This window comes from Arthrobacter sp. 01N444 (assembly GCF_056399305.1).
The window spans coordinates 328715-348399 of the sequence record NZ_JBFTRB010000003.1 but is presented as its reverse complement, the minus strand read 5'-3'; the positions used below and the strand labels follow the sequence as shown (position 1 = coordinate 348399).

Annotated in this window: 24 protein-coding genes; 11 read left to right on the top strand and 13 right to left on the bottom strand. The window is 63.7% G+C overall.

The window, feature by feature from the left end; translation table 11 throughout:
- Positions 1–333: 333 nt before the first annotated feature.
- The 5 genes from mobF (at position 334) to AC1DKN_RS06175 (ending at position 7169) form a co-directional block, all read left to right on the top strand.
- The gene (gene mobF, locus AC1DKN_RS06195; protein WP_476870749.1) at positions 334–3915 is read left to right on the top strand and encodes a MobF family relaxase; all 3582 of its coding nucleotides are present in this window, start codon (positions 334–336) and stop codon (positions 3913–3915) included.
- Positions 3916–3941: 26 nt separating this feature from the next.
- On the top strand, positions 3942–4487 hold the full coding sequence (locus AC1DKN_RS06190) for a hypothetical protein (protein ID WP_476870748.1): 546 nt from the start codon (positions 3942–3944) through the stop codon (positions 4485–4487).
- A 186-nt stretch (positions 4488–4673) separates the two neighbouring features.
- The gene (locus AC1DKN_RS06185; protein WP_476870747.1) at positions 4674–4829 is read left to right on the top strand and encodes a hypothetical protein; all 156 of its coding nucleotides are present in this window, start codon (positions 4674–4676) and stop codon (positions 4827–4829) included.
- A 631-nt stretch (positions 4830–5460) separates the two neighbouring features.
- Complete coding sequence (locus AC1DKN_RS06180) at positions 5461–5637, top strand: hypothetical protein (RefSeq protein ID WP_476870746.1); 177 nt, start codon at positions 5461–5463, stop codon at positions 5635–5637.
- A gap of 257 nt (positions 5638–5894) precedes the next feature.
- Positions 5895–7169 carry a competence protein CoiA family protein gene (locus AC1DKN_RS06175; protein WP_476870745.1) on the top strand — a complete coding sequence of 425 codons (1275 nt, stop codon included), beginning with the start codon at positions 5895–5897 and terminating at the stop codon, positions 7167–7169.
- Here the strand turns inward: AC1DKN_RS06175 and AC1DKN_RS06170 are convergent.
- A complete protein-coding gene (locus tag AC1DKN_RS06170) occupies positions 7141–7683 on the bottom strand; it encodes a hypothetical protein (protein WP_476870744.1) in 543 nt (180 codons plus the stop codon). The two genes, AC1DKN_RS06175 and AC1DKN_RS06170, sit on opposite strands and share 29 nt — an antisense overlap.
- Before the next feature lie 162 nt (positions 7684–7845).
- Here AC1DKN_RS06170 and AC1DKN_RS06165 point away from each other — a divergent pair, with 162 nt between their 5' ends.
- The gene (locus tag AC1DKN_RS06165; RefSeq protein WP_476870743.1) at positions 7846–8118 is read left to right on the top strand and encodes a DNA gyrase subunit A; all 273 of its coding nucleotides are present in this window, start codon (positions 7846–7848) and stop codon (positions 8116–8118) included.
- Between the two features lie 267 nt (positions 8119–8385).
- Entirely contained in the window at positions 8386–9285 is a 900-nt protein-coding gene (locus AC1DKN_RS06160) for an Ltp family lipoprotein (protein ID WP_476870742.1), read from the top strand.
- Positions 9286–10026: 741 nt separating this feature from the next.
- On the opposite strand, the gene AC1DKN_RS06155 is transcribed toward AC1DKN_RS06160, so the two are convergent.
- Complete coding sequence (locus AC1DKN_RS06155) at positions 10027–10689, bottom strand: recombinase family protein (protein WP_476870741.1); 663 nt, start codon at positions 10687–10689, stop codon at positions 10027–10029.
- A 226-nt stretch (positions 10690–10915) separates the two neighbouring features.
- Here AC1DKN_RS06155 and AC1DKN_RS06150 point away from each other — a divergent pair, with 226 nt between their 5' ends.
- Entirely contained in the window at positions 10916–11320 is a 405-nt protein-coding gene (locus AC1DKN_RS06150; RefSeq protein ID WP_476870740.1) for a nuclear transport factor 2 family protein, read from the top strand.
- 87 nt (positions 11321–11407) lie between these two features.
- Here AC1DKN_RS06150 and AC1DKN_RS06145 read toward each other — a convergent pair whose 3' ends face one another.
- A complete protein-coding gene (locus AC1DKN_RS06145; protein WP_476870739.1) occupies positions 11408–12346 on the bottom strand; it encodes an endonuclease/exonuclease/phosphatase family protein in 939 nt (312 codons plus the stop codon).
- A gap of 157 nt (positions 12347–12503) precedes the next feature.
- Between AC1DKN_RS06145 and AC1DKN_RS06140 the strand changes: the two genes are divergently transcribed.
- Positions 12504–12680: a CsbD family protein gene (locus tag AC1DKN_RS06140; protein ID WP_476870738.1), complete on the top strand. Its 177-nt coding sequence runs from the start codon at positions 12504–12506 to the stop codon at positions 12678–12680.
- A 145-nt stretch (positions 12681–12825) separates the two neighbouring features.
- Here the strand turns inward: AC1DKN_RS06140 and AC1DKN_RS06135 are convergent, their stop codons facing one another.
- The 5 genes from AC1DKN_RS06135 to AC1DKN_RS06115 all read right to left on the bottom strand — a co-directional run bounded on the left by AC1DKN_RS06135 (position 12826) and on the right by AC1DKN_RS06115 (position 14673).
- Complete coding sequence (locus tag AC1DKN_RS06135; RefSeq protein ID WP_476870737.1) at positions 12826–13080, bottom strand: hypothetical protein; 255 nt, start codon at positions 13078–13080, stop codon at positions 12826–12828.
- A 42-nt stretch (positions 13081–13122) separates the two neighbouring features.
- Positions 13123–13383, bottom strand: coding sequence for a hypothetical protein (locus AC1DKN_RS06130; RefSeq protein WP_476870736.1), 261 nt, complete (start codon positions 13381–13383; stop codon positions 13123–13125).
- Between the two features lie 28 nt (positions 13384–13411).
- Positions 13412–13714 carry a hypothetical protein gene (locus tag AC1DKN_RS06125; protein ID WP_476870735.1) on the bottom strand — a complete coding sequence of 101 codons (303 nt, stop codon included), beginning with the start codon at positions 13712–13714 and terminating at the stop codon, positions 13412–13414.
- A 37-nt stretch (positions 13715–13751) separates the two neighbouring features.
- Entirely contained in the window at positions 13752–14288 is a 537-nt protein-coding gene (locus AC1DKN_RS06120) for a hypothetical protein (protein ID WP_476870734.1), read from the bottom strand.
- 262 nt (positions 14289–14550) lie between these two features.
- Positions 14551–14673, bottom strand: coding sequence for a hypothetical protein (locus AC1DKN_RS06115; RefSeq protein ID WP_476870733.1), 123 nt, complete (start codon positions 14671–14673; stop codon positions 14551–14553).
- Between the two features lie 355 nt (positions 14674–15028).
- Here AC1DKN_RS06115 and AC1DKN_RS06110 point away from each other — a divergent pair, with 355 nt between their 5' ends.
- On the top strand, positions 15029–15304 hold the full coding sequence (locus tag AC1DKN_RS06110; RefSeq protein ID WP_476870732.1) for a hypothetical protein: 276 nt from the start codon (positions 15029–15031) through the stop codon (positions 15302–15304).
- A gap of 48 nt (positions 15305–15352) precedes the next feature.
- Here the strand turns inward: AC1DKN_RS06110 and AC1DKN_RS06105 are convergent, their stop codons facing one another.
- The 5 genes from AC1DKN_RS06105 to AC1DKN_RS06085 all read right to left on the bottom strand — a co-directional run bounded on the left by AC1DKN_RS06105 (position 15353) and on the right by AC1DKN_RS06085 (position 18315).
- On the bottom strand, positions 15353–15790 hold the full coding sequence (locus AC1DKN_RS06105) for a hypothetical protein (protein WP_476870731.1): 438 nt from the start codon (positions 15788–15790) through the stop codon (positions 15353–15355).
- On the bottom strand, positions 15790–16128 hold the full coding sequence (locus tag AC1DKN_RS06100; protein WP_476870730.1) for a hypothetical protein: 339 nt from the start codon (positions 16126–16128) through the stop codon (positions 15790–15792). Before AC1DKN_RS06100 ends, AC1DKN_RS06105 begins: the two co-directional genes overlap by 1 nt.
- 298 nt (positions 16129–16426) lie before the next feature.
- Positions 16427–16999 (bottom strand): hypothetical protein, encoded by a 573-nt coding sequence (locus AC1DKN_RS06095; protein WP_476870729.1) that lies wholly within the window; start codon positions 16997–16999, stop codon positions 16427–16429.
- A gap of 270 nt (positions 17000–17269) precedes the next feature.
- Complete coding sequence (locus AC1DKN_RS06090) at positions 17270–17782, bottom strand: hypothetical protein (protein WP_476870728.1); 513 nt, start codon at positions 17780–17782, stop codon at positions 17270–17272.
- Positions 17782–18315: a hypothetical protein gene (locus AC1DKN_RS06085; protein WP_476870727.1), complete on the bottom strand. Its 534-nt coding sequence runs from the start codon at positions 18313–18315 to the stop codon at positions 17782–17784. The genes AC1DKN_RS06090 and AC1DKN_RS06085 overlap by 1 nt, the downstream gene beginning before the upstream one ends.
- A 344-nt stretch (positions 18316–18659) precedes the next feature.
- On the opposite strand from AC1DKN_RS06085, the gene AC1DKN_RS06080 reads away from it, so the two are divergent.
- Positions 18660–19679, top strand: coding sequence for a metallophosphoesterase family protein (locus AC1DKN_RS06080; RefSeq protein ID WP_476870726.1), 1020 nt, complete (start codon positions 18660–18662; stop codon positions 19677–19679).
- The last annotated feature ends 6 nt before the right edge of the window (positions 19680–19685 follow it).

Sequence of the window (19685 nt, the reverse complement as noted above, 5' to 3'; positions counted from 1 at the left end):
AATCTCACGCCTCCGCGCTAGCTACGAGCGAAGACTGCAACGAGCTGCTGCCAATCACGACCATGAACTTGCAACCGCCTACGACCGACTGAGCGAAGTGGCTGTGACGGCCGATCGAGCCGTCTTCATCTCGAATGCATTCGCGGAGCGTGTCCGCACTCTCCAGAGCGAGAACTCGTCGCTGCGCCAACGCCAACGCCAGGACGTGAGTGATCTCCGAGTACTGGCCGCTCGGTTGGTGTCGATAGCGACGACGACGGCGGCCGCCCACCTTGGAGAACAGGTCACCGACGTCTTTGCTCGCCGGGGATGGAGCATTAGGAGGGCAGACTCATGACTGTTTCGATTGCCAGGCTGTCCGGTGAATCCGGGGTGAAGTACCTACTTAAGACGACCCTGCGGGCTGACGTTGCCACACGAAGTCTGACCGACTACTACACCCACTCCAGCAATCCGCAGGGCAGATGGCTGGGAACCGGACTGGCCGGCATCGGCGTCGAACCCGGCGCCACCGTCACGCCGTCGGCCGCGCAAGCGCTTTTTGAACGGGCAGAAAATCCAACGACCGGAGAGGCGCTGAGCAGGCACACGCAGCGAGATCCACATGCTTTGCGCGCGACGCCGCCCAGTCGACGCCCCACGGTCGCAGGTTTTGACCTCACATTCAGTGTCCCGAAGTCGATTTCAGTGCTGTGGGCCCTGGCTGGCAGCGGCGAGAAGGACAGGATCCTGCGGGCCCACCACGCGGCTCTCGACGCAACCATGGCTTGGCTGGAGCAAACTGCGATCCACACCCGCGCCGGTCACAACGGCGTCGCCCATCTCAGCGTCCGCGGCGCGATCGCGGCATCCTTCGACCATTGGGAGTCCCGAAACGGCGATCCTCAACTCCACACTCACGTCGTCATCGCCAACCGCGTCCAACGCATCTCCGACGGAACTTGGGCCACCTTGGACTCACGCACGCTCTACAAAGCCACGGTCGCGGCGAGCGAACACTACAACGGTCTCCTGTTTGACCAGCTCAAGCGCGACCTCGGCATTGACGCCGACGTCCGCCGGCCTGGGAAAGCCGAACACAACCCCAAACTCGAGCTCACCGGCGTCGAGGACGAATTGATCCGCGAGTTCTCAAGCCGATCCCGGCTGATCGACGTCGAAACTGACCGCCTTGTTCATGAATGGGCCCAGACCCACGGCCACGAACCGACGGCGTCCAACAAGATCCGGCTTCGTCAGCAGGCCACGCTCTCGACTCGCACGGCAAAACCCGACCGCATCGTTCCGCTCTCCATCAGGACCGAGGAATGGCGGAAGCGCTCGGCGGCCAAAGGCTTCGACGCCGAGCGGGTCCTCGCCGAAACTATCGACCGCTCGCGTACAGCCCCAGTGCACGAATCCGACCTGGGCCTCGCCTGGATCCAGACCACCGGCAGGCTCGTGGAGCAGGCTGTGGCCGGCAGGCGGGCGACCTGGAACCGGTGGAACCTGCTCGCCGAAGCGGAACGAATCTGCCTCGAACTCCGCTGCGTCAGCCCAGAGGACCGTCGACGCATCATGGACGCTGTCGCAACGTCCGCCGAAGCGCAATCCGTCCCCCTGAGCGAATTCCGCTACGGCCCCGCAGCCACCACCGCACCCGACATCGCCTTCAACGGGCACAGTGTCTTTGACTGGCCCGCTGGCCACCTCTATACCGACCTATCCACGCTGGCCAACGAGGCCCGCGTTATGGCAGCTCATCACTCTACTGATGCGCCCAAACCGGACCCGTCCGCAGGCGATGGACTCACCCGGTACACAAACTCGAGCGGGGTCGGACTGTGGCCGGACCAGCTCGACGCCGCAGCCATCATCCTGGCAAGCGGTCGGAGGCTGGACGCCGTCGTAGGGCCGGCCGGAACCGGCAAGACCACCACCATGGCCGCAGTGAAGAGTCTCTGGGAACAACACTATGGGCCTGGAAGCGTCATCGGCCTGGCCCCTGCCGCGGCCTCAGCCGACGTCCTCGGTCACGAACTCGATCTGGCAACCGACAACGTCACCAAATGGCTTTACGAATCCACCGGGCCCGGAGCCGCGCTGCGCGCCGAAAGATACTTCGAGTCCGAGCAACGATACCTGGATGCCCTTCCCAGGGCCGGGACTGACAGGGCGTCCACGCGCTACCTTCGAAGGCTGGCCCAGCAGCTCTGCGCCCTCGCCGCGACCCAATCCAGATGGCAGTTCCGGCCCGGCCAGCTCGTCATCATCGACGAAGCATCCATGGTCCCGACCCACCATCTCGCGGCCCTCGTCGACCAAGCGGAAGCGGCCGGCGCCAAGCTCGTTCTTGTCGGCGACCCCGCCCAGCTCGACGCGATCGATGCCGGCGGCATGCTCGGGTGGCTCGATCGCACTGGCAAGGCCGTGAAGCTGAAAACCATCTGGCGCTTCACGCAGCCTTGGGAACGTCAGAGCTCCCTGAAACTCAGATCGGGTGACCGCCAGGCCATTCAGGACTACAACAGCCGGGGACGGATCCGCTCCGGCACATACGACGCCATGGTCGATGCAGCCTACGACCGGTGGAACAGCGATGTCCAAGCCGGCCGGACGTCCATCCTGATCGCACCCGATAATGACACCGTGGCACTGCTCAACGAACGTGCCCAGGCTGACCAAGTCGCCACCGGCCGGGTCGACCCGGAATCGGCCATCCTGCTGAGCGATGGACTCCACGCCGGCCGCGGCGACAGAATCCTGACCAGGCGCAACGACCGCCGCCTCACGGACCACACCGGCGATTTCATCCGCAACGGCACACTCCTCACCATCACCGACCCGCCAAGCACCGACGGATCCGTCACAGGCACACGGCTGGACACCGGCGCCACCATCACCCTCACCAGCCGCTACCTCGCCGAGTCCGCCGAGCTCGGCTATGCCACGACAGCCCACCGCTCCCAGGGAATCACTGTCGATACCGGGCACACCCTCGTCTCCGAAGGACGACTGACCCGCGAACTCTTCTACGTCTCGATGACCCGCGGACGCCAATCCAACACCGCTTACGTCTGCGAACCAGACCCTCGCGACCACCACGCCATCGATCCCTCAACTCTGCCGGACTGGCAGCAGATCCTCAGTCAAGTCCTCGCGGCCGAAGGCGCCGAACACACGGCCCACGAAATCCGAGCCGCTGAGGCTGCCAAGGCCAACTCGCTGAGCCAGCTCTTGGCGGAGCGGGATTACCTCCTCCAAATCGCCGCGCACGACGACGTCACTAGGCTCATCACCGCCCACTTCCCTGCCGCCGTACAACCGTTTCGGGAATCGCCGGCGTGGGGCGTCGTTATTTCGGCGTGGAGGCAGGCTTCAGCGGTGGACCACTCAGCTGCGGAGCAAGCCCTCATCGACGCACTTCAGTCCCCGGCGGACGGCACGGACCCGGTGTCTGCCGTCCGGTCTCGGCTCCTCGCCGTCGCGCACCGAGGACGGCCATCGGACTCCGCCGCACCAGCCCCTTCGATATCTCACCGGGAAGACATCAGCCTCTTGCTGGAGGAAGTCGAGCATCGTATTAGCCAGCGAAACGGCAACATCGTTCGTGCCGCACTAACCGACGACACCAGGTGGAAGGATACTCTCCGGGCTTTGCTTCCCAGAAGGATCGCTCCGCAGACGTGGCATGGCCTCATCCGAGAGGTTGCCGGCTACCGAGACCGCTGGGATGTCGACAGCGAGACGCTTCCGCTCGGACCCAAGCCAGCCGCGGCCGACACAGGGCAGTCCACGGAACACTCGAGGGTCCACACCTTGGTCTCAACAGTGGCTGCTGGGTCGCCTGAGACGCACGACTCCACAACTGCCGGGATCTCAAATCGAACTTCCCGTGCTGCCGCCACTGTTCAACCAGTAGATCTTGGGAGCTAATATTGGACGGTCCTAGGGCGGTGCAAATGAACGCAAATCCATTCGTGAAGCCAAAAGTACTGACGGGCTGGCTGTTGTTTGCCAGTCTCGCCGCGGTCCTCTGCCTTGCGTTTAGCACCTCCGCGATCTTGACGTCGCCAGCGTCTCCCTACCTATGGCTGCAGGTTGTTCTATCCCTCGTCTTTGCAGGGGCAGTGGCCGCGACTTGGATCGTTCGGGAGCGGCGGGCGAAACGGTGGACCGCACTCGCAATCGAACAGTGGGAAAGGCTCGAGTCGATCAGGCGACAGTTGGGAACAACGACCGAAGTCACAATTCTGGCCATCGAGGCGGTGGAACCTACGGGCACGTGGGTCACACTGCGGTGGAACCAATTCGACCACGTTCAGCGGGCGTGGATGGAAGCTCTGCCCGATGAAATTTGGGAAGGCGCAGCCTTACTGATCTCGCCTGATCCGGCGCAGATCCTTGTCGGCAGCCCATGGCCACCGATCTACCACCTGAGCGCTCGAAATTACCATGGCTTCGCGCCAGCGGCTGCCCGATCAGACTACGAAAAGCTCCAACGCTAGGACGTTGAGACCATTCATACATATCACCGTTCCTCAACAAGCTACGACGAAGGTCCGGTCCGCTAGGCTACGCCGTGCACGTCTTTGCATCCCCGTCAGTGGCACGTTTCGAATGACGTGCACTGTCTAACGCAGCAACCGCACGTATTGCAAGGGTCGCTGCCGCACGCACCCTACGCTTAACCTGTGAGCACCCGCGCAGCCATCTACACCCGCATCTCCAAAGACCTCCAGCACGAAGGCCTCGGCGTTGCCCGTCAGCTTGCCGACTGCCGGAGGTACGCCGATGACCACGGCTACCAGATCGTTGTTGAGGCACGCCAGCGGGGACGTCGTGCGTGATCAGGATGTCAACAGGGCCGCAGGCAACCAGTTTCCGTGCCTCCTGTGCTGTGGGCTCCTCGTTAGGCCACCAGGTCTTGCCCGGACTCCTAATTTCGGAGTCGACACTGAACGCGCCCCCGAGGGCTCCGACGGTGAGCCTCTCTACGACGGTTCGGCCGCCTCTAGGCAAGATGAAGATATTGGGACGCCACTCGGCTAGCCCGTCGCTTCCAACTGGAAGCGCCAAGACGGTGTCCCAGTTGTCGTGGTTTCCCGGCGACACCGCAAGCTGAACGTCGTGGGTGACGAGTTCTTTTGAGAGTCTGGCTTCGTAGCGGCCACGGAGGGCACCTGGCCAGTCCAGGCCGAAGTCTCCCACATGTAGCATGGTGCCCACGCCCGCGGCCGCGGCTGAGCGAATGGCATCGAGGCCGAAGCCGACGTCCCCGTGCCAGTCTCCGAAGATAGCGAGGGGTCGATGGTCCTTCATCGCTCCAGCTTATTCGGCACGGCCGACCGGGGCGGTTACTCGTAAACTTCTGATGCAGCGCGGAGGGTTGACTCGTTAGATGAGTGTTCGAGGCGGTTGACCGGTGCCCACAGCACGTACGGGCAAAGTTCAACTTCTTCCTCCCGCAGGATGACTACCGTGCAGGAGTCCGACATCATTCTGTACGGCCACCACACCCGCGCCCGCGTCAAAGCCATCATGGACCGGAACCCGGTTTCGCTCTGGATCGACGAGAGCCTGCTCTGGACCATCAAGAGCGTTGAGGTGCCGGACCGGAACAACAACAAGTCCCGCGACGGCCTCACCGACGCCTAGGGGCCCACCGCACGAAAGCCCCGGCCCACCAGCCGGCGCTTTCTGCTGTCCGGGTCTACATTTTCACGTGTCTGGGTGTGGTTCGGCCGCCTTGCGCAGGTTAGGGTGACGGCAGAGTGACTCGTGGCATCTGGAGGGGGATAAATGCTGCTGGTAGCACTATTTGACGGTGAACGTGTCAACGCCACAAAGCACAGTATCGAGTCCTGGGCCGCGCTCAAGGACTCCAAGGAACGGGAACGGCTCGTCATGCCGCTGTGCGGGATCCGGCCGTCGCGAAGAGCCGGGGCGCCGACACCAGGTTCTTTGCCCATTACAGCGTGGCCGAATGCAACGTCGAGCATGGCGGCGAGACAAACCAGCACCTGGCGATGAAGGAGGCCTTGGCGGGGTGCATCGATGCCGTCCCGGGCTGGCACGCCGTCGTCGAATTCGCCCACCCTTCCCGGGAGTGGATCGTGGACGTCCTCGCCGAGTCGGATGACCTCCGTCAGCGGATTGCCTTCGAGGTCCAGCTGTCCTCCCAGTCCCCGGAGAAGTACTTCCGCCGCACCGACCGTTACTTCCGGAGCGGCATCTTCCCCGTCTGGCTGGTGCCCCGGCGCCTCGAGTACCACCTGATCGGGGTCCCGGTCATGGTCACAGGCTTCGGGAAGAGCTCAGCGATCCCCGCCGATGTCTCCGCCCTGCTGGCCTTAGAGATTAGCCAGGACTTCGTGAGGTCCACTGGCGACACCGAGACACTGGGCGAGACTGTGACAGCACTCCTGCATCACGGCCACCAGTGGAAGGGCGGGTCGCCGGAGAACCAGGTCGAAATGCACCGGCAGGCGGAGGCCATGCAACAGGCCGAACGGGACGTTGCGGCTAAACGGCTCGCCGACCTCGAAGAGGCGGTCATGGAGATGAACATGAGATGTGCCTCTCCCGAGATCGCCTTCGGCAAGCACTGTGTGGAGGCAGACTCCCAGGCCTTTGTCTGGGGCGCCCTGACCGGCTGCTGGAACTGCGAAGAGCCCATGCTGGTGTGGGATGCCCACAGTCCCAGCCCAGGGAAAAGGTGGGCGCGTGTGCCGGCGCTCCAGGTCAAGAATCCAGTGGGGCCGACGCGGTACGAGAACCACCCCGACGTCCATCAGATCGTCGACCGGTGGACGAAGGCAACGCAGGCGGACGTCCCCAAGGCACGCATCGAGTTGCGGGCCAGCAAGACCAAGGGCAGCCGGTACAGCGCCTTTGTCTGCCCCGCCTGTGATTCGCTCATTGGGCAGTTCTTCGTGTCCCGGATCCGGGACGAACACTGGTCGCTCATCGGCGGTCCGGTCATCGTCGAGAAGGAAGCAAAGCCCAGGCAACCGGCTCCCCCACGCCGCAAGCTGGAGCCGCCAAAGACGCCGGTTTCTATTGCCCCAGTCGCAGACCCCTCGCCGAGGGTCCTCGCCCCGAAGCAGACCTGGGCTGAGCTGCATTCCGAGGAGGGGATTGCCGAGGCGCGGCGGAAGTTCATGGGGACTGCCGGCAAGTCACGGTGACCCGCCAACGGTGAAGACGCCGCCGCGATTTCATATTTGTTCCGCAACCGGCACATTTATGAAATGAGGACCCGGCCGCCGGCCAGTTCGGCGTTGGCCAGCTCTCACACCTCATGCCGGCCCCGAGAGGTGCTGTCCGTCCCTCATCGTGCAGGTCCACCCATTCGTCCAGGGCCTCCGGGACGGGCGAATCCATCACGAGCGCCGCACGGTCGTAGAACCCGAAGCGCTCGGCGATCCGCATCATCTGGTTGGGCCGGTCCTCGTGCTCCAGGACGATCATCGCCCCGGCACAGTGCTTGGACGCCGCGGTGACCTCAACGTCTCCCTCTTCCGCGTCCAGCTCGAGCGTCTTGTGGCAATGGAAGGAGGCATCGGAGTGCAGCGCGTCGGCGATGTCCTGCGCCCGGTCCCGCGACAGGAACAGTGCCCGGTCGGTGCGGAACGGGCAGTTATCGCAAGGACGCTTCAAGACGAACGGGGCGGAGGCGCGGGCGGAAGTCTCGGTGCTCATGCACCCCATGTGTACGGACGCGCTGGTCCCTGGCGTCAGCTGGTCAGCGGCTCATCGCAGGATTTGCACTGGCGCCGTCCGCCCACAGGAGGAGCATAGGTGAGGGATCCCCTAACTGGACGGCGATGCCCCAAAAACTGCCGGTCGTGCAAGAATCGCGGCATGGATGAGGATGAGCGGCACATGAGGGATGAACTGATGATCCTCGATGCCCTGGTGCGGGCGATGGATCGGCGTGACGAGGTCTTCCAGATGATTGAGGATTCAGAGGACGTGGACGAAGCAAGGCGTCGGGTGGGTCAACTGTTGGGTGTTGGGGAGGTGGGCGCCCGGGCAGTCCTCGACCTGCAGGTCAGAAGACTCACCCGGGACCAGCGTCGGGCCCTCGCTTCCCGTGCAGCAGAACTCAGATCAAAGTTGCCCGGTGGGCGCTGAACTGGTCGTGTGCAACCGGTATGTCATTTTCCATGTGATTGCATTCAATTATGCTGAGGCAATGTAACATCCGTCATACGGGTATACGCCCGTGACGCTATTGGGGGAAGCGAACATGTTTGCAGCTGCTGGCTGGGGCGATCTAGCGCCTCTGCGGCCCGCGCTCCACGCCGGGCTCCCTCCATGCGCGTCCATTACCGCACCCACTCCGCACGCTTCGCTCGCATCGCATCGCACGTCGGTCAGGTGTCCTCTGAAAGGACTCTCATGAGCCAACCCCCTAACCTCGCCCCCTCCTATCCCCCGGCCTATGGCTACGGCCAGGCCCAGCAGAGCAGCAAATCCTTCCTCGTGACATGGCTGCTCTCCCTCCTCCTCGGCATCTTCGGTGCAGACCGGTTCTACCTGGGCAAAGTCGGAACCGGCATCCTCAAGCTGGTCACCCTCGGAGGCCTCGGCATCTGGGCCCTCGTCGACCTCATTCTGGTGCTCACCAACAACACCAGGGACAAGCAGGGGCTTCCGCTGGAAGGCTACGACAAGCACAAGAAGATCGCCCTGATTGTCACGGGTGTTTTCATTCTCCTGAGCATCGTCGTCAACTCCGCCCGCGCCGGCTCTGGCTCAACGTCCGCCGCCTCGGTTTCCCCGGTGACTGACTCCACGGCTGCTGCCGCGACTGCCGCTCCGGCAGTGACCGCAACGCAGGACCCCGCCGTCGCCAAGGCCGAGGCTGACGCCAAGGCTAAAGCTGATGCCGACGCGGCCGCAAAGGCCGCCAAGGCCGAAGCTGACGCCAAAGCCAAGGCCGAAGCTGACGCCGCCGCCAAGGCAAAAGCCGATGCCGACGCTGCTGCCAAGGCGGCTGCTAACGCTGGGACGATGAGTCAGCAGAACGCCAGGGACAAGGCCGCTGACTACCTCGAATACTCTGCCTTCTCGCGCACCGGCCTGATCAACCAGCTGGCGTTCGAGAAGTATTCAACAGCGGATGCGACCTGGGCCGTGGACCACATGACCGTCGACTGGAACGAACAGGCAGCCAAGAAAGCCAAGGATTACCTCGAATACTCGTCCTTCTCGCGTGCCGGACTCAAAGACCAGTTGGCCTACGAGGGCTTCACCCCGGCCCAGGCCGAATACGGTGTGAGCAAAACAGGCCTGTAAGGGCTTTCACCGTTCCAGCGGTCGGGTCAGCATCGACGCGGCCGCTGGAACCGAGCCATAGGGCAGCCCGAACCCAGGCCGCCGGATTCAGCCCAGGACGTGCACTTCTGGCGACGACGACGGTCAGGCCAATCGCCGGATCGTACCGGACGGCAGCTGGACGTGGATGGCAATGGCATCTGGATAGGTTCGGTGCCGACGGGTTCGTCGAGCAGGTCGTTGATCGAGGTCTGCCCCTTCAGCTGACCGGCCTGGTCCGTTTCCATGCCCCGACCTTATGTGTCCTGGGAGAAGTCTCGTCCGCGACACGACCGCAAAGGGCCCCGTACCGGGGAATCGGTACGGGGCCCTTTAGTTGTTCAGTTACTTGCCGTGACCTTTACCGTGGTCCCTGTTCCCGTGCCCAGAGGCGGCGGCTGCTGCCGGCGCCGGAGCGGCAGGTGCCGCATCCTCGCGCTGGCCAGCGTTGTCGTCCTTGTGTCCGGCATTGCGGTGCAGGGCGGCGTTGGCCTGGCTGGCGGCGCGGTGCTCGGCGGCATTCGCGTGCGCCCAGGCACTGTTGCCCGGTGCCGTAGAGGGCTTCGGGGTTTCGGCGTGCTCGCCCGTCTCGTCGTCGCCCGAGTCACCGGGCTCCTCCGGCTGGGTCGGTGCCGGAGCAGGGGCCGCGGGTGTGGCCTATGCCGAACCCAGCCAGCGGGAGCTGCATCCAATAGTCCAGAGTTCTCTGGACTATCTCCGGGCTCAGTCCCGGGCTGGCAGTGTGCCCTTGTCGATATAGCGGGAGCGACCCTTCGGCGGGGTGGTCACGGCAGCGCCGGGCGCCGGTGCTTCCGCGCCATGTTCTTTCAGGTGCCGGTACAGGGTGGCACGGGACCAGCCGACGGCGTCGGCTGCCTGCTGGGCGGTCTTGCCGGTGGCGAGCAGGTTCTTCGCCGCGGCGACTTTGTTTTCGACCTTGACCGGGTCGGCCGGCCGCTTGCCGAACTTCACCCCGCGGGCTTGGGCTGCGAGGACCCCGAAACGCACCCGCTCGTTGATGAGTTCACGCTCGTATTCCGCCAGGGTCGCGAACAGGCCGAGCTGAAGGCGGCCGGAAGGTGTGGATGGATCTACGCCGTCGACCAGGGAATGCAGGGCAATGCCCTTCTTGGTCATCTCATCGACGGTGTTCAGCACGTCGATCAGGGACCTCCCAAGTCGGTCGATCCGCCAGCAATAGACCTGGTCCCCGTCGCGGGCGTACTTGAGCAGTTCGGTCAGGCCGGGACGTTCCTTGGCGGTCTTCGCCCCAGACATGTGGTCGATGAAAATCTTGTCCTCGGCAACACCCGCCTCGATGAGGGCGGCAATCTGCATGCGTGCGTCCTGGTCGGTGGTGCTCACCCGCGCGTACCCCAGTTTCATGTCCCCATGATGTCACATAGACCCTTGAGGGTTCTATGAGACATTGCGGTGAGACTAACTTAGTGAGACACCTGGGGCCGCTAAAACCCCGGAAACACGGGGTTGTTGGAAGTGTGTTGAAAGGTATAGTTCCTGAGACTCCCGCGCGCGGGGTTCGGATGTCGCGATGAGCTGGGGCAGGCAAGTATGGATGCTTAGGCTGCTGGTTCAGGAGCATACTGGGGGCATGAGCGACCGCGACGACTTCCTGGCCTGGGTCAAGTCCGAACTGTACGAAGCGGAGCTGGCACTGCATAACGGTGATGCAGCCCCGCGTCGGGTGCTGTGGTCGCACCAGGAACCGGTGAGCATCCTGGGCGCGGGGCGGAACGCATACGGCCGGCAAGAGGTGGATGAAGCCTTCACCTGGCTTGAACAGATGTTCTCCGACTGTACGTCCTACAGCTTTGAACTGCAGGCCTATGACGTGGCTGGCGATATGGCCTACACGGCCGGCCTCGAGCACATCTCCACCTCGATGAACGGCGAGCCTCGCACCTTCACTCTCCGGGCCACACAGGTGTACCGCCGTGAAAACGGCCAATGGAAGGCAGCCCATCGCCATGCCGACACGCTGAACCCGGCTTCGTAGACGCGCCGTACATATCCGGTCGCTGCCCTCCTGCAGGGCGGTTGGTTCCGCGGAACGGCCGGAACCCGGTAGACCCGACGGGGCGTTTCAGGTAAGCCGGAACTCGCACCACAGCGGGTAGTGGTCAGAGATCCGCCAGGACACCTCGTTGCGGGTCAGGTCCCGGAAGACGTGCGGGATGAAGTCAAAGGTCCCGGCCCGCTGCCCGTAACTGAGACCCTGCAGCAGGGAGGTGCCGTCGTGTTTGGAGAACCAGGCGAGCTGGTCGTAGAAGTGTCTGGTCTTGTCATCGTCGAAGATCGTCCGCGGCACCGCGTTCAGCTCGGTCGGCGGCCAGAGGCCCGTGGAGATGAACGCTTCGTAGAGCGGGTCGCCGATCCGGTCCAGATTGAAGTCACCGAGCACAATGAGGTTCGAGTTCCAGTCATTGGGCCGGACCGCCCAATCATGCATCCACCCGGCGAACGCCGTGATCTCCGGAAGGCGCTCCCCAGGGTTCTTGCCCCAGAGAATATGGACGGAGGCGAGGGTGAACTCCACCCCGGCCCTGGCGAAGCTGGCGGTGTACGGGGTGCGGGCGAACTGGCGCTGCGGGTTATCCCCGATCGGGGGCAGCACGATCTCCCCGACCAGGCCCGAGGGCTGGACCCGGGTGCTGTCGTAGAGAAAGGCGATACGTTCGCCGTTGCCGGCGGCCCCTTCGGTAGCGTCAGAGATGATGACCTGCCAGTGCGGGCCGAGGCTGGCGAGGAGCCGCTTGAGGGCCGCCGGGTTGCGGCGGGACTCCTGGACGGCGACGACGTCGAACCGGGCGATCACCTCGGCCAGGCAGGCGATGGCGTGCCAGTCCCGCTTGGGCGAGTCCTTTGGCCCGGCGGCCCACTTGGCGGTCAGGTCCCCTAAAGCCCGGATGTTCCAGGTCCCGACCAGGAGGTTCGACGCCGTCCTGGCCGGGATGGCGGCGGCCAGTGCGGACTGCAGCCGGTCCAGGTCTTCGGTTACGGCTGCCGGTGGCTGCTCAGTCATGGCTCCATGCAAGCAGACGGGCGGCGGGAAGCAAGCAGGCGCACCGGACTGGATTCGCCCCTTGTTCAGCCGCACTTGAAATCCGGGATGGTAAGCATGCTTAGGATAGGGTCATGGGCCGAATCGAACGGCTGCCAATACCAGAGGAGGAAACACCATGGGAGTAGGCGACAAGATTGAGAACGCTGCCGAGAAAGCCGGCGGCAAGGCCAAGGAAGCTGCCGGGAACGCCACGGGCGACGACAGCCTGAAGGCCGAAGGCCGGGCCGACCAGACCAAGGGTGATTTGAAGCAGGCCGGCGAGAAGGTCAAGGACGCCTTCAAGAAGGACTGACTCGAACACAAACGTAGGGCGCATCTCTGACAAAGAGGTGTGCCCTACGTTTGCGTTTGAACGCTCAGGTCCCCGGAACGGGTACTTTCGGCTTTGAGTTGCGCGCAATAGGCTCGACGCCAGCCCGTTGAGCTGTGACGGGTGACTACAGCTGCCGGCCCCGCTGATCCCAGTCCGCTCGGCGGGCCTCTTCCTCGTCCCAGAATGGTGCGTCGTTTCTCCGGACCCGGAGCAGACGCGCGAATTGGATCACGCTAACTGCGAGCCGGGCCAGGTAGATCCAGAAAGACATGGCGTCGAATCCCTTTTCCGGCCAGAGCTTGTTGAGGGCGAGCAATGCACTGACCACGATCTGTCCACCTGCGGACCAGGCTCCAAACTTCCAGGAGCCTCGAGTCATCCGCGGCTCCATTCGCTTGCGCCCCTCACTGGTCGGCATGAGTCAGATCTCCGGATGCTCCGGGCCTTTGCCCCGTTCTCGCCAATAGTCGTCTTTCTGCTCCCGCAGAAACCTCACGAAGTACACCATCGCGGTCACCAACACGACGACCTGAAAGGCTATGAGGACCCATGCGAGCCACTGCCACTGTTCAGTGCGCAGCGCCGGGATCAGCCCCCGTATAAGGGAGACGGCAGCCCCTACGCCCACGGCGACCAGAACCAGTGGCGGGAGCGGGGTTCGCCGTCGTTGCGGAGTGCTCATGGCTCACCCCACCGATTCTTCGTTTTCGTTATTCATAGCGTTTGGCGGCACGTCGTGCCTTCCGATTTTCCTGCCACGCGTACAAGGGAACGAAGACCAGCAAGAAAGCTGTTCCCATCCCGGCGACAGCTCCAAGAAATTCATAAGTGATCGTCAACAGCGGGGACGAGCCGTTGTCTAAGCCCCGGAGGATCAGTGCAGAGGCGAAAGCAACAACGGTCACGATGAGAGCGATCAGGGTCGCTTTCCGCAGACGAGCTATGGCTAGCGAGGCTCCTGTCATTGAAGGTCCGATCTGTTGGTCGCGGAACTGACGGATACGAAATGGCACGATTAGAGGCCGCCCGCCGGCTATCTCTTTCCCATGATTACTCCAGCCGCTCTTCGATGAGCGTCAAGCCAGGCTCCCCGGTGGCGAAGTGGAGCTGACCTCTATCAGTTGCGAGGGCCACGATCCCCCAGTTCTTCTTCAGCTCGCGAGGCCGCTTCGGGGGCGGCTCGATCTGGCCCTGGCTCACGACGTCCGAGAACACAGTGATCTTGCCTTCGGGCTCACCCTTGTCGATGTAGTCGGGCTGGAACTTGAACGTGCCGGTGCCGATTTCGGCGAAACCCGGCAACCACCGGCCGCGGAGGGAGTCGGGATGCGAGTCCGCATACCGGAGTGCGCATTCGATGACTCCGCGCTCAGCGTCGCGAGCCAGCCGCTCTTTCCGTTCCGGGGCCGACTTGCGGACGAGCAGGAACGACCCGAGGCCCATAATGACACCAGTTAATGCGGTGGATCCCCACCAGCCCAGGGCATCGCGAAGTACGTCTGAAACAAACAGGGCGACGAAGAGCAGCCAGACCTGTGAAGTGACAGCGGCCTTTTCCCACCTCCCCCGGGGCGATGGCTTGAGCATCTCAACATCCACGATCGGTGGCCATTACCCTTTCCGGCGCCGCAGCCAGATGACGATCCAGGCACCGGCAATAGTCACGAAGAGAATTCCTGACACGACAAGCCCCCAGATGGGGTCCCCTCCGCCCGGATTTGGCAAGGCTGCCTCAACCATGACGACTCCTCTGTGTTGATCGTTCGTTGCCGCACCGCTAGCACGAGCCGTGGACGGTGCGGCAAAGAAGTATGGTGCTCTCCTTGGTCTTCGATTTGTGGCATCAGCCTCAATAACGAGGCTCTTCTCCCTCGCCCCGTGCCAGGAGCTTGCACACGGCGATCACCAGCGCCAGGGCCAGCAATACGATGCCGCCCAGCACGCGTGGCGGGGTCAGATCCAGCAAACTCACTATGGCGAGTGCGACGAGAAAGCCGACTTGCCACCAAGACGCCCGGGCAATGGCTGTGACAGCTCGCCCCATGACGTCACCTCCTAACTACTCCCAGAGGAGACCCGGACCGCATATCGGAACATTGTGCCTCCAGCTTGGAAGTGAGTGATGACGCTCACTTTATGCACAGGTTTTGTCCACTGACTAGGGAAAATTGCTTGACAATTCTGGGAGTGCTCCGTGACAGCTGAGTCAAGGATCGGCGGCCCCCGAGTAGAGGCCACAGTCCCGGTCAGGTTTCCCTCTATCCGGTCAACCCATTAGGTAGTAGCCTCTCAATTGCGCCGACAACGGCCCAAAATTGGGGGAACACATGAGCGAGTCGAACGACCTGCACACCGGAACGCTGAACGGCCCGACGGAGTCGGAAGCAGTCGCCTTCCACGAGGGACGGAAGTACCGCCGCAATTCCATCATCATCGGTGTCATCGGCTTGTTCCTGTTCGGTGTCGCCATGGGGGTCGTGGCGATCATGATGGCCCGGAAAGCCGAAGTGGCCGGGACCAAAGCCACCGCTGGAAAAGTCCTGGGCGTCCTGGACATCATCGGCGGCATTTTAGTGATCACGATCTTCGCCAGCAACAGGTGACAGGTATCCCGGGGGAACCCAAGCGTCAATGAGCCTGCCTGGCCTGTATTAGACCTGGGACGTGTGGCGGTAGGAAACCATCGCAAACATGCTGCCCACCAGGAGCCCGGTGACCGCCCCGACGATCGAAGGGATGGCTGACATCGGAAGAGTGCTGAAGAACAAATAGGCCAGCGCGCCCGAGCTGATGAACGCCACGATGCCGGTGACGAGGGCGCGGGCCTCGCGGGTCGCTGTGTCGGTGACGTGGAATCTGGCCAGGAGGACGGCGCCGGCAACCATCAGTCCCAGGATTGCCATAACAATCGCTTCGAGGACCAGGAAGAACAGGCCCCAGGCGAGAGCATAGGCGCTGATTTCGTGGCCCCACGCGTGGCTGAGAAGGTGAACTACGGCTCCGGCCGCGCCCAGGGCGGCGCCGAGGTAGACCAGGCGGGCTGATATGTTTCCGGTGCGCCACCACCCCGGCCGGGTGCTTTCCGCCATCAGTCGGCACCGCCAGCCGAAGATGTACTGGCATCGGCTGGCCGCGGCAGTCTGTCTGCTTCCTCTTTGGCGGCCTGAATGATCGCGAGGAAGTCCGCCCGCTGAAGGTACTCCTCACCGGGCCTCCGGATGACCCGGCCCAGGTACGGGTCGCGCTGCTCCATCTCCCTAAGTTGGTTCCGCAGCGTGGTGTAACCGGCCCTTTGCCCCGCCCGTGCCTTAACCGTAGACCAGTTGATCAGCACGATCACCGGAATCCCGGCGGGCCCCATGGCTGCCACGAGGGAATTGGTGAACCACGACTGCGGCACCCCCGATACGCTCAGGATGAACGTCATGCCAAGGACGATCAAGGCAACGGTGGTGCACCTGTAGCGCAGCCTCAGCAGCTCGCAGCGATCTCTCCAGGCTCCAGCAGGAACTCTGGAACGCCCAGCGCAAGTTGCAGCAGCGGATGGCCAAGGCCACCGCGGCCGCCGGCCGGGGCAAGATCACGGCGGCGTCCAACCGGGGAAGCTTCGCCGCTTACGGCCACTCCGAGCCGACCATCCGGCTCTACTGAGCCAGGACCGGATCGAAAAGTCCCCGTACCGAGGCCGGTGCGGGGACTTTTCGTTGCCAGTGCCGGAGTTGTGGTCAGGCAGTGCGCTTTTCTTTGGCCAGCCCAAGGCCCATGACGATCAGCACCGGCGTGGCCAGCACGAGGGCGAATACGAACAGGGCCCCGCCGATGTACGGCACCGAAAGCCCGATGAGCCCCAGTAGCAGGGCTAAGCCAGCGAAGCTCAGGGACGTCACGGGAGCGCCTTGGGTCCGGTTTCGCTGGTGGGCCAGGAGGACGATGCCGGCCGCGATGTTGCCCAGTGCTGCCACCAGGGCGAGGAACCCCATGAAGGCTGCGCCTCCTCCGAGGCCGAAACCGGCGATGGACGGGAGGATCAGCCAGACGCCGAGGACGATTTCAACGATGCCGGCCGCGACCCGGTACCCGGAAGACTTGGGCCTCGGCGGACCGGCCTGCGGCCACTGCCCGGCCGGTGCATACTGCTGCGGCGGGTAGGGGGCGTACTGGGGCAGGTGCTGTCCGTAACCCGGCGGGTTCTGCGGCTGCGGAGGGCCGTACGACGGGTAGGTGCCCTGCCCTTGCTGGGGCCAGTTGGCGTGCGGGTGCTCGGGTGCCGGCGGTACCGGCGGGACGTTCTCGGTCAAAGGTTCCCCCATGGTGTGTAGTGGTATCGGAGACAGATTACATGTGCCCGGTCATTGCCCCGGACTGGCGGCTATCGCGGATCGCTGACGAACATGCGGCGATAGTCCGCGGGCTCCGTCGCGTGTTCGTGCCGCTCCCACCCCAGGGAGCCCCAGAACTCATCGGCACCTTCGGAGTTCGCCACCAGCGGCGTGCCGGCGTACCGGTTCGCTGAACGGCTTATAGATCACTCGGCCTGACCTTTCCTGCGGGAGGGGAGGACCAAGTCGCTAGTAGGACGTGGTCGTGCTTTCGGCGGCCAGAAGCACATCGAAGCTCTCAAGGCCGTAGTCCGGCCGGGTTAGCACGGCGACGATGCGGTTGGATGCTTCCTTGGCCCCGACCTGGATCTGGAGGCCGGGCACCCCATTGATCTTCAGGTCGACGCGTCGCTGCCCGTCTTCGATTAGTGCCCGGACGCGGTCGGGGTGGACACGGGACGTCGGATCTCCGGTCGTCTCCAGGATGAATGCGTTGACCTTCTCTGCCATGGATTGCAGGCACTGTCTGTCAGTTCTCATGTTCACTGCGACCGTGTTCCACGTCATTGCGGTCGCCGCGAGGGTGCAGACGATGACTAGGATGCCGAAGTTCCGGAGCGGCTCGATGAAGATCATAAGTGGCAGGCACAGGAGCCAGGTCAGGAAACCGGTGCCAAAGAAGATATACCCGGCGTCCTTGAACGGTTTTCCGGTCCAGCGGCCGATCCCGGCAATGTAGTGTTCGGTGCTCGTGGTCGCCATCACTGGGCTTCCTTCAGTTCAAGGAGCGCCTCGGCGTGGGCAACGGCCTCGCGGGCTACTTTCAGGTCATCGCGCAGCCCGGCGTCGGGAACGACGGCATCTGCACCCTCTGTCGTCCCGGCCAGGTCCTGGATGGCCCTGCCAAGTTTCTCGCGTTCCGCCGCGACGGTGCGGGATGCCTTCATCCGCGCCTTGCTGAGCTCGAGCTGGCGGATTGGCGCGTCGAGTTCATCTATGCGGGCGCCTACCGCGCCCAGGCGCACGCGGATACGCTCGCAGCGCGTCCTGAACACCGTCTGCATGTTCGCGGCTACGCCATGCAGTTCCTGAAGTCCGGCCTGGGCCGTGGCGGCCTTCTCACCCTTCAGCTTCTCAATCTGCGCCAACCGCTCAGTCCACTGCTGATGGCCGTAGTCATTGTCTTCCAGCGCCTCAGTGACGACTCCTTGGGCAAGGCCCAGTGCGTCGCGGCGGTCTTTCAAGCTGTTGGCGGCCGTATCGAGCCGCTGCAGGAATTCTGCGTAGTTGTCCATGTTGTTTCCCCAAAAGAATCTCAACGGCCGGTGTGGCCGGAGTCAGTTTATGGCCCGGTGACCCCGGATCATGCGTAGGCGCCGCCGGGTCTTAGCGTTCGCCGGTGAGGAAGCGGCGGTCGGCCGGGACGGTGAGGACGCCGTCGGTCATTCGAACGTCGTCGGTCAGTCTGTTTTCCTGGGCTGGCTAACTCTCCCGCCAAGATCTCTGGAGGCCTTGGCTGTGCGCGGCTACGCGGCTCTCGCTTCATCAGATGCTTGGAATTGGCGCCAGATCCCTAGAGCCCTTCGGCCTGACGGAGATTGGGCCGTGTCACGTCTCACCGGATCGCTAGGGTGGTGGGATGACAGATTCGCGGCCGCTGGCCATCTTCGGTGACTGGCATGGCGACGTGGGCTTCGCTATCGATGCGATTCGCTCCGCCGCCCTGGCGAACGTTCGAACGATGGTGCATGTCGGGGATCTGGGTCTTGACTGGCCCGGGGCGTTCCGTGGGCGCTTTGAGGCCCGTCTCACGAAGCACCTCACGGCCCGGGGAATCACCCTGCTGGCGTCCCCGGGCAACCACGATAACTGGCGAACGATACTTCAATTACCTGTGGAAGCAGATGGCCTCGCGACCTGGCGGCCCAATATCCGGATCCTCCCCCGCGGCGGCCGCACCCGGATTGCAGGACTCACCGTCGGCGGACTGGGAGGAGCGTTCAGTGTGGACTTCGCGCATCGCACCGAGGGCAAATCCTGGTGGGCGGACGAGGAGCCCACAACTGAAGAGGCTCAGCAACTGGTCGCCGGCGGCCCGGTGGACATCCTGATCACCCACGACGCACCGAACGGCGTACCGATGCGAGGCGACTTCCACCTATCCCGCGAGATCGAGGAGCGCGCTGGGCGCACCCGCCTCCTGCTCCGCGAAGTCATCGACGCACTTGAGCCTGCCAACGTCTTCTGCGGTCACTGGCATCAGCGCACGATCCACGCAATCGATCATCCTTCAGGGAGGACGACCCGAGTCGACGTACTCGCGGACGAGAACTCCCGCGCAGGGAACGCCGTCTTGGTGTGGCCGGACGATCCCCTCCGTATTGAACCACTGATCATCCGAGGTGCGCAGTCACCGGTCCCAGTGGTGTGGTCGTTCTCCCGGGCCGCAATCTTGAGGAGCTCGGGATGTTGGCCTGGACGTCGAACCGAACAGGGCACCCCTGCCCGAGGGCCAGGCCCCGCGATCTGGAAACGTCGCGGGCAGGCGTCCTGTGCTTCATGGACCGATGTTTGGCGCCGGACGACGCATGGCGGCATCTGCCCTGCGCCCTCCGCCCTGAACCCCGCTCGCCTGCTACCTCGCTCAGAGCTACATTGAAGGATA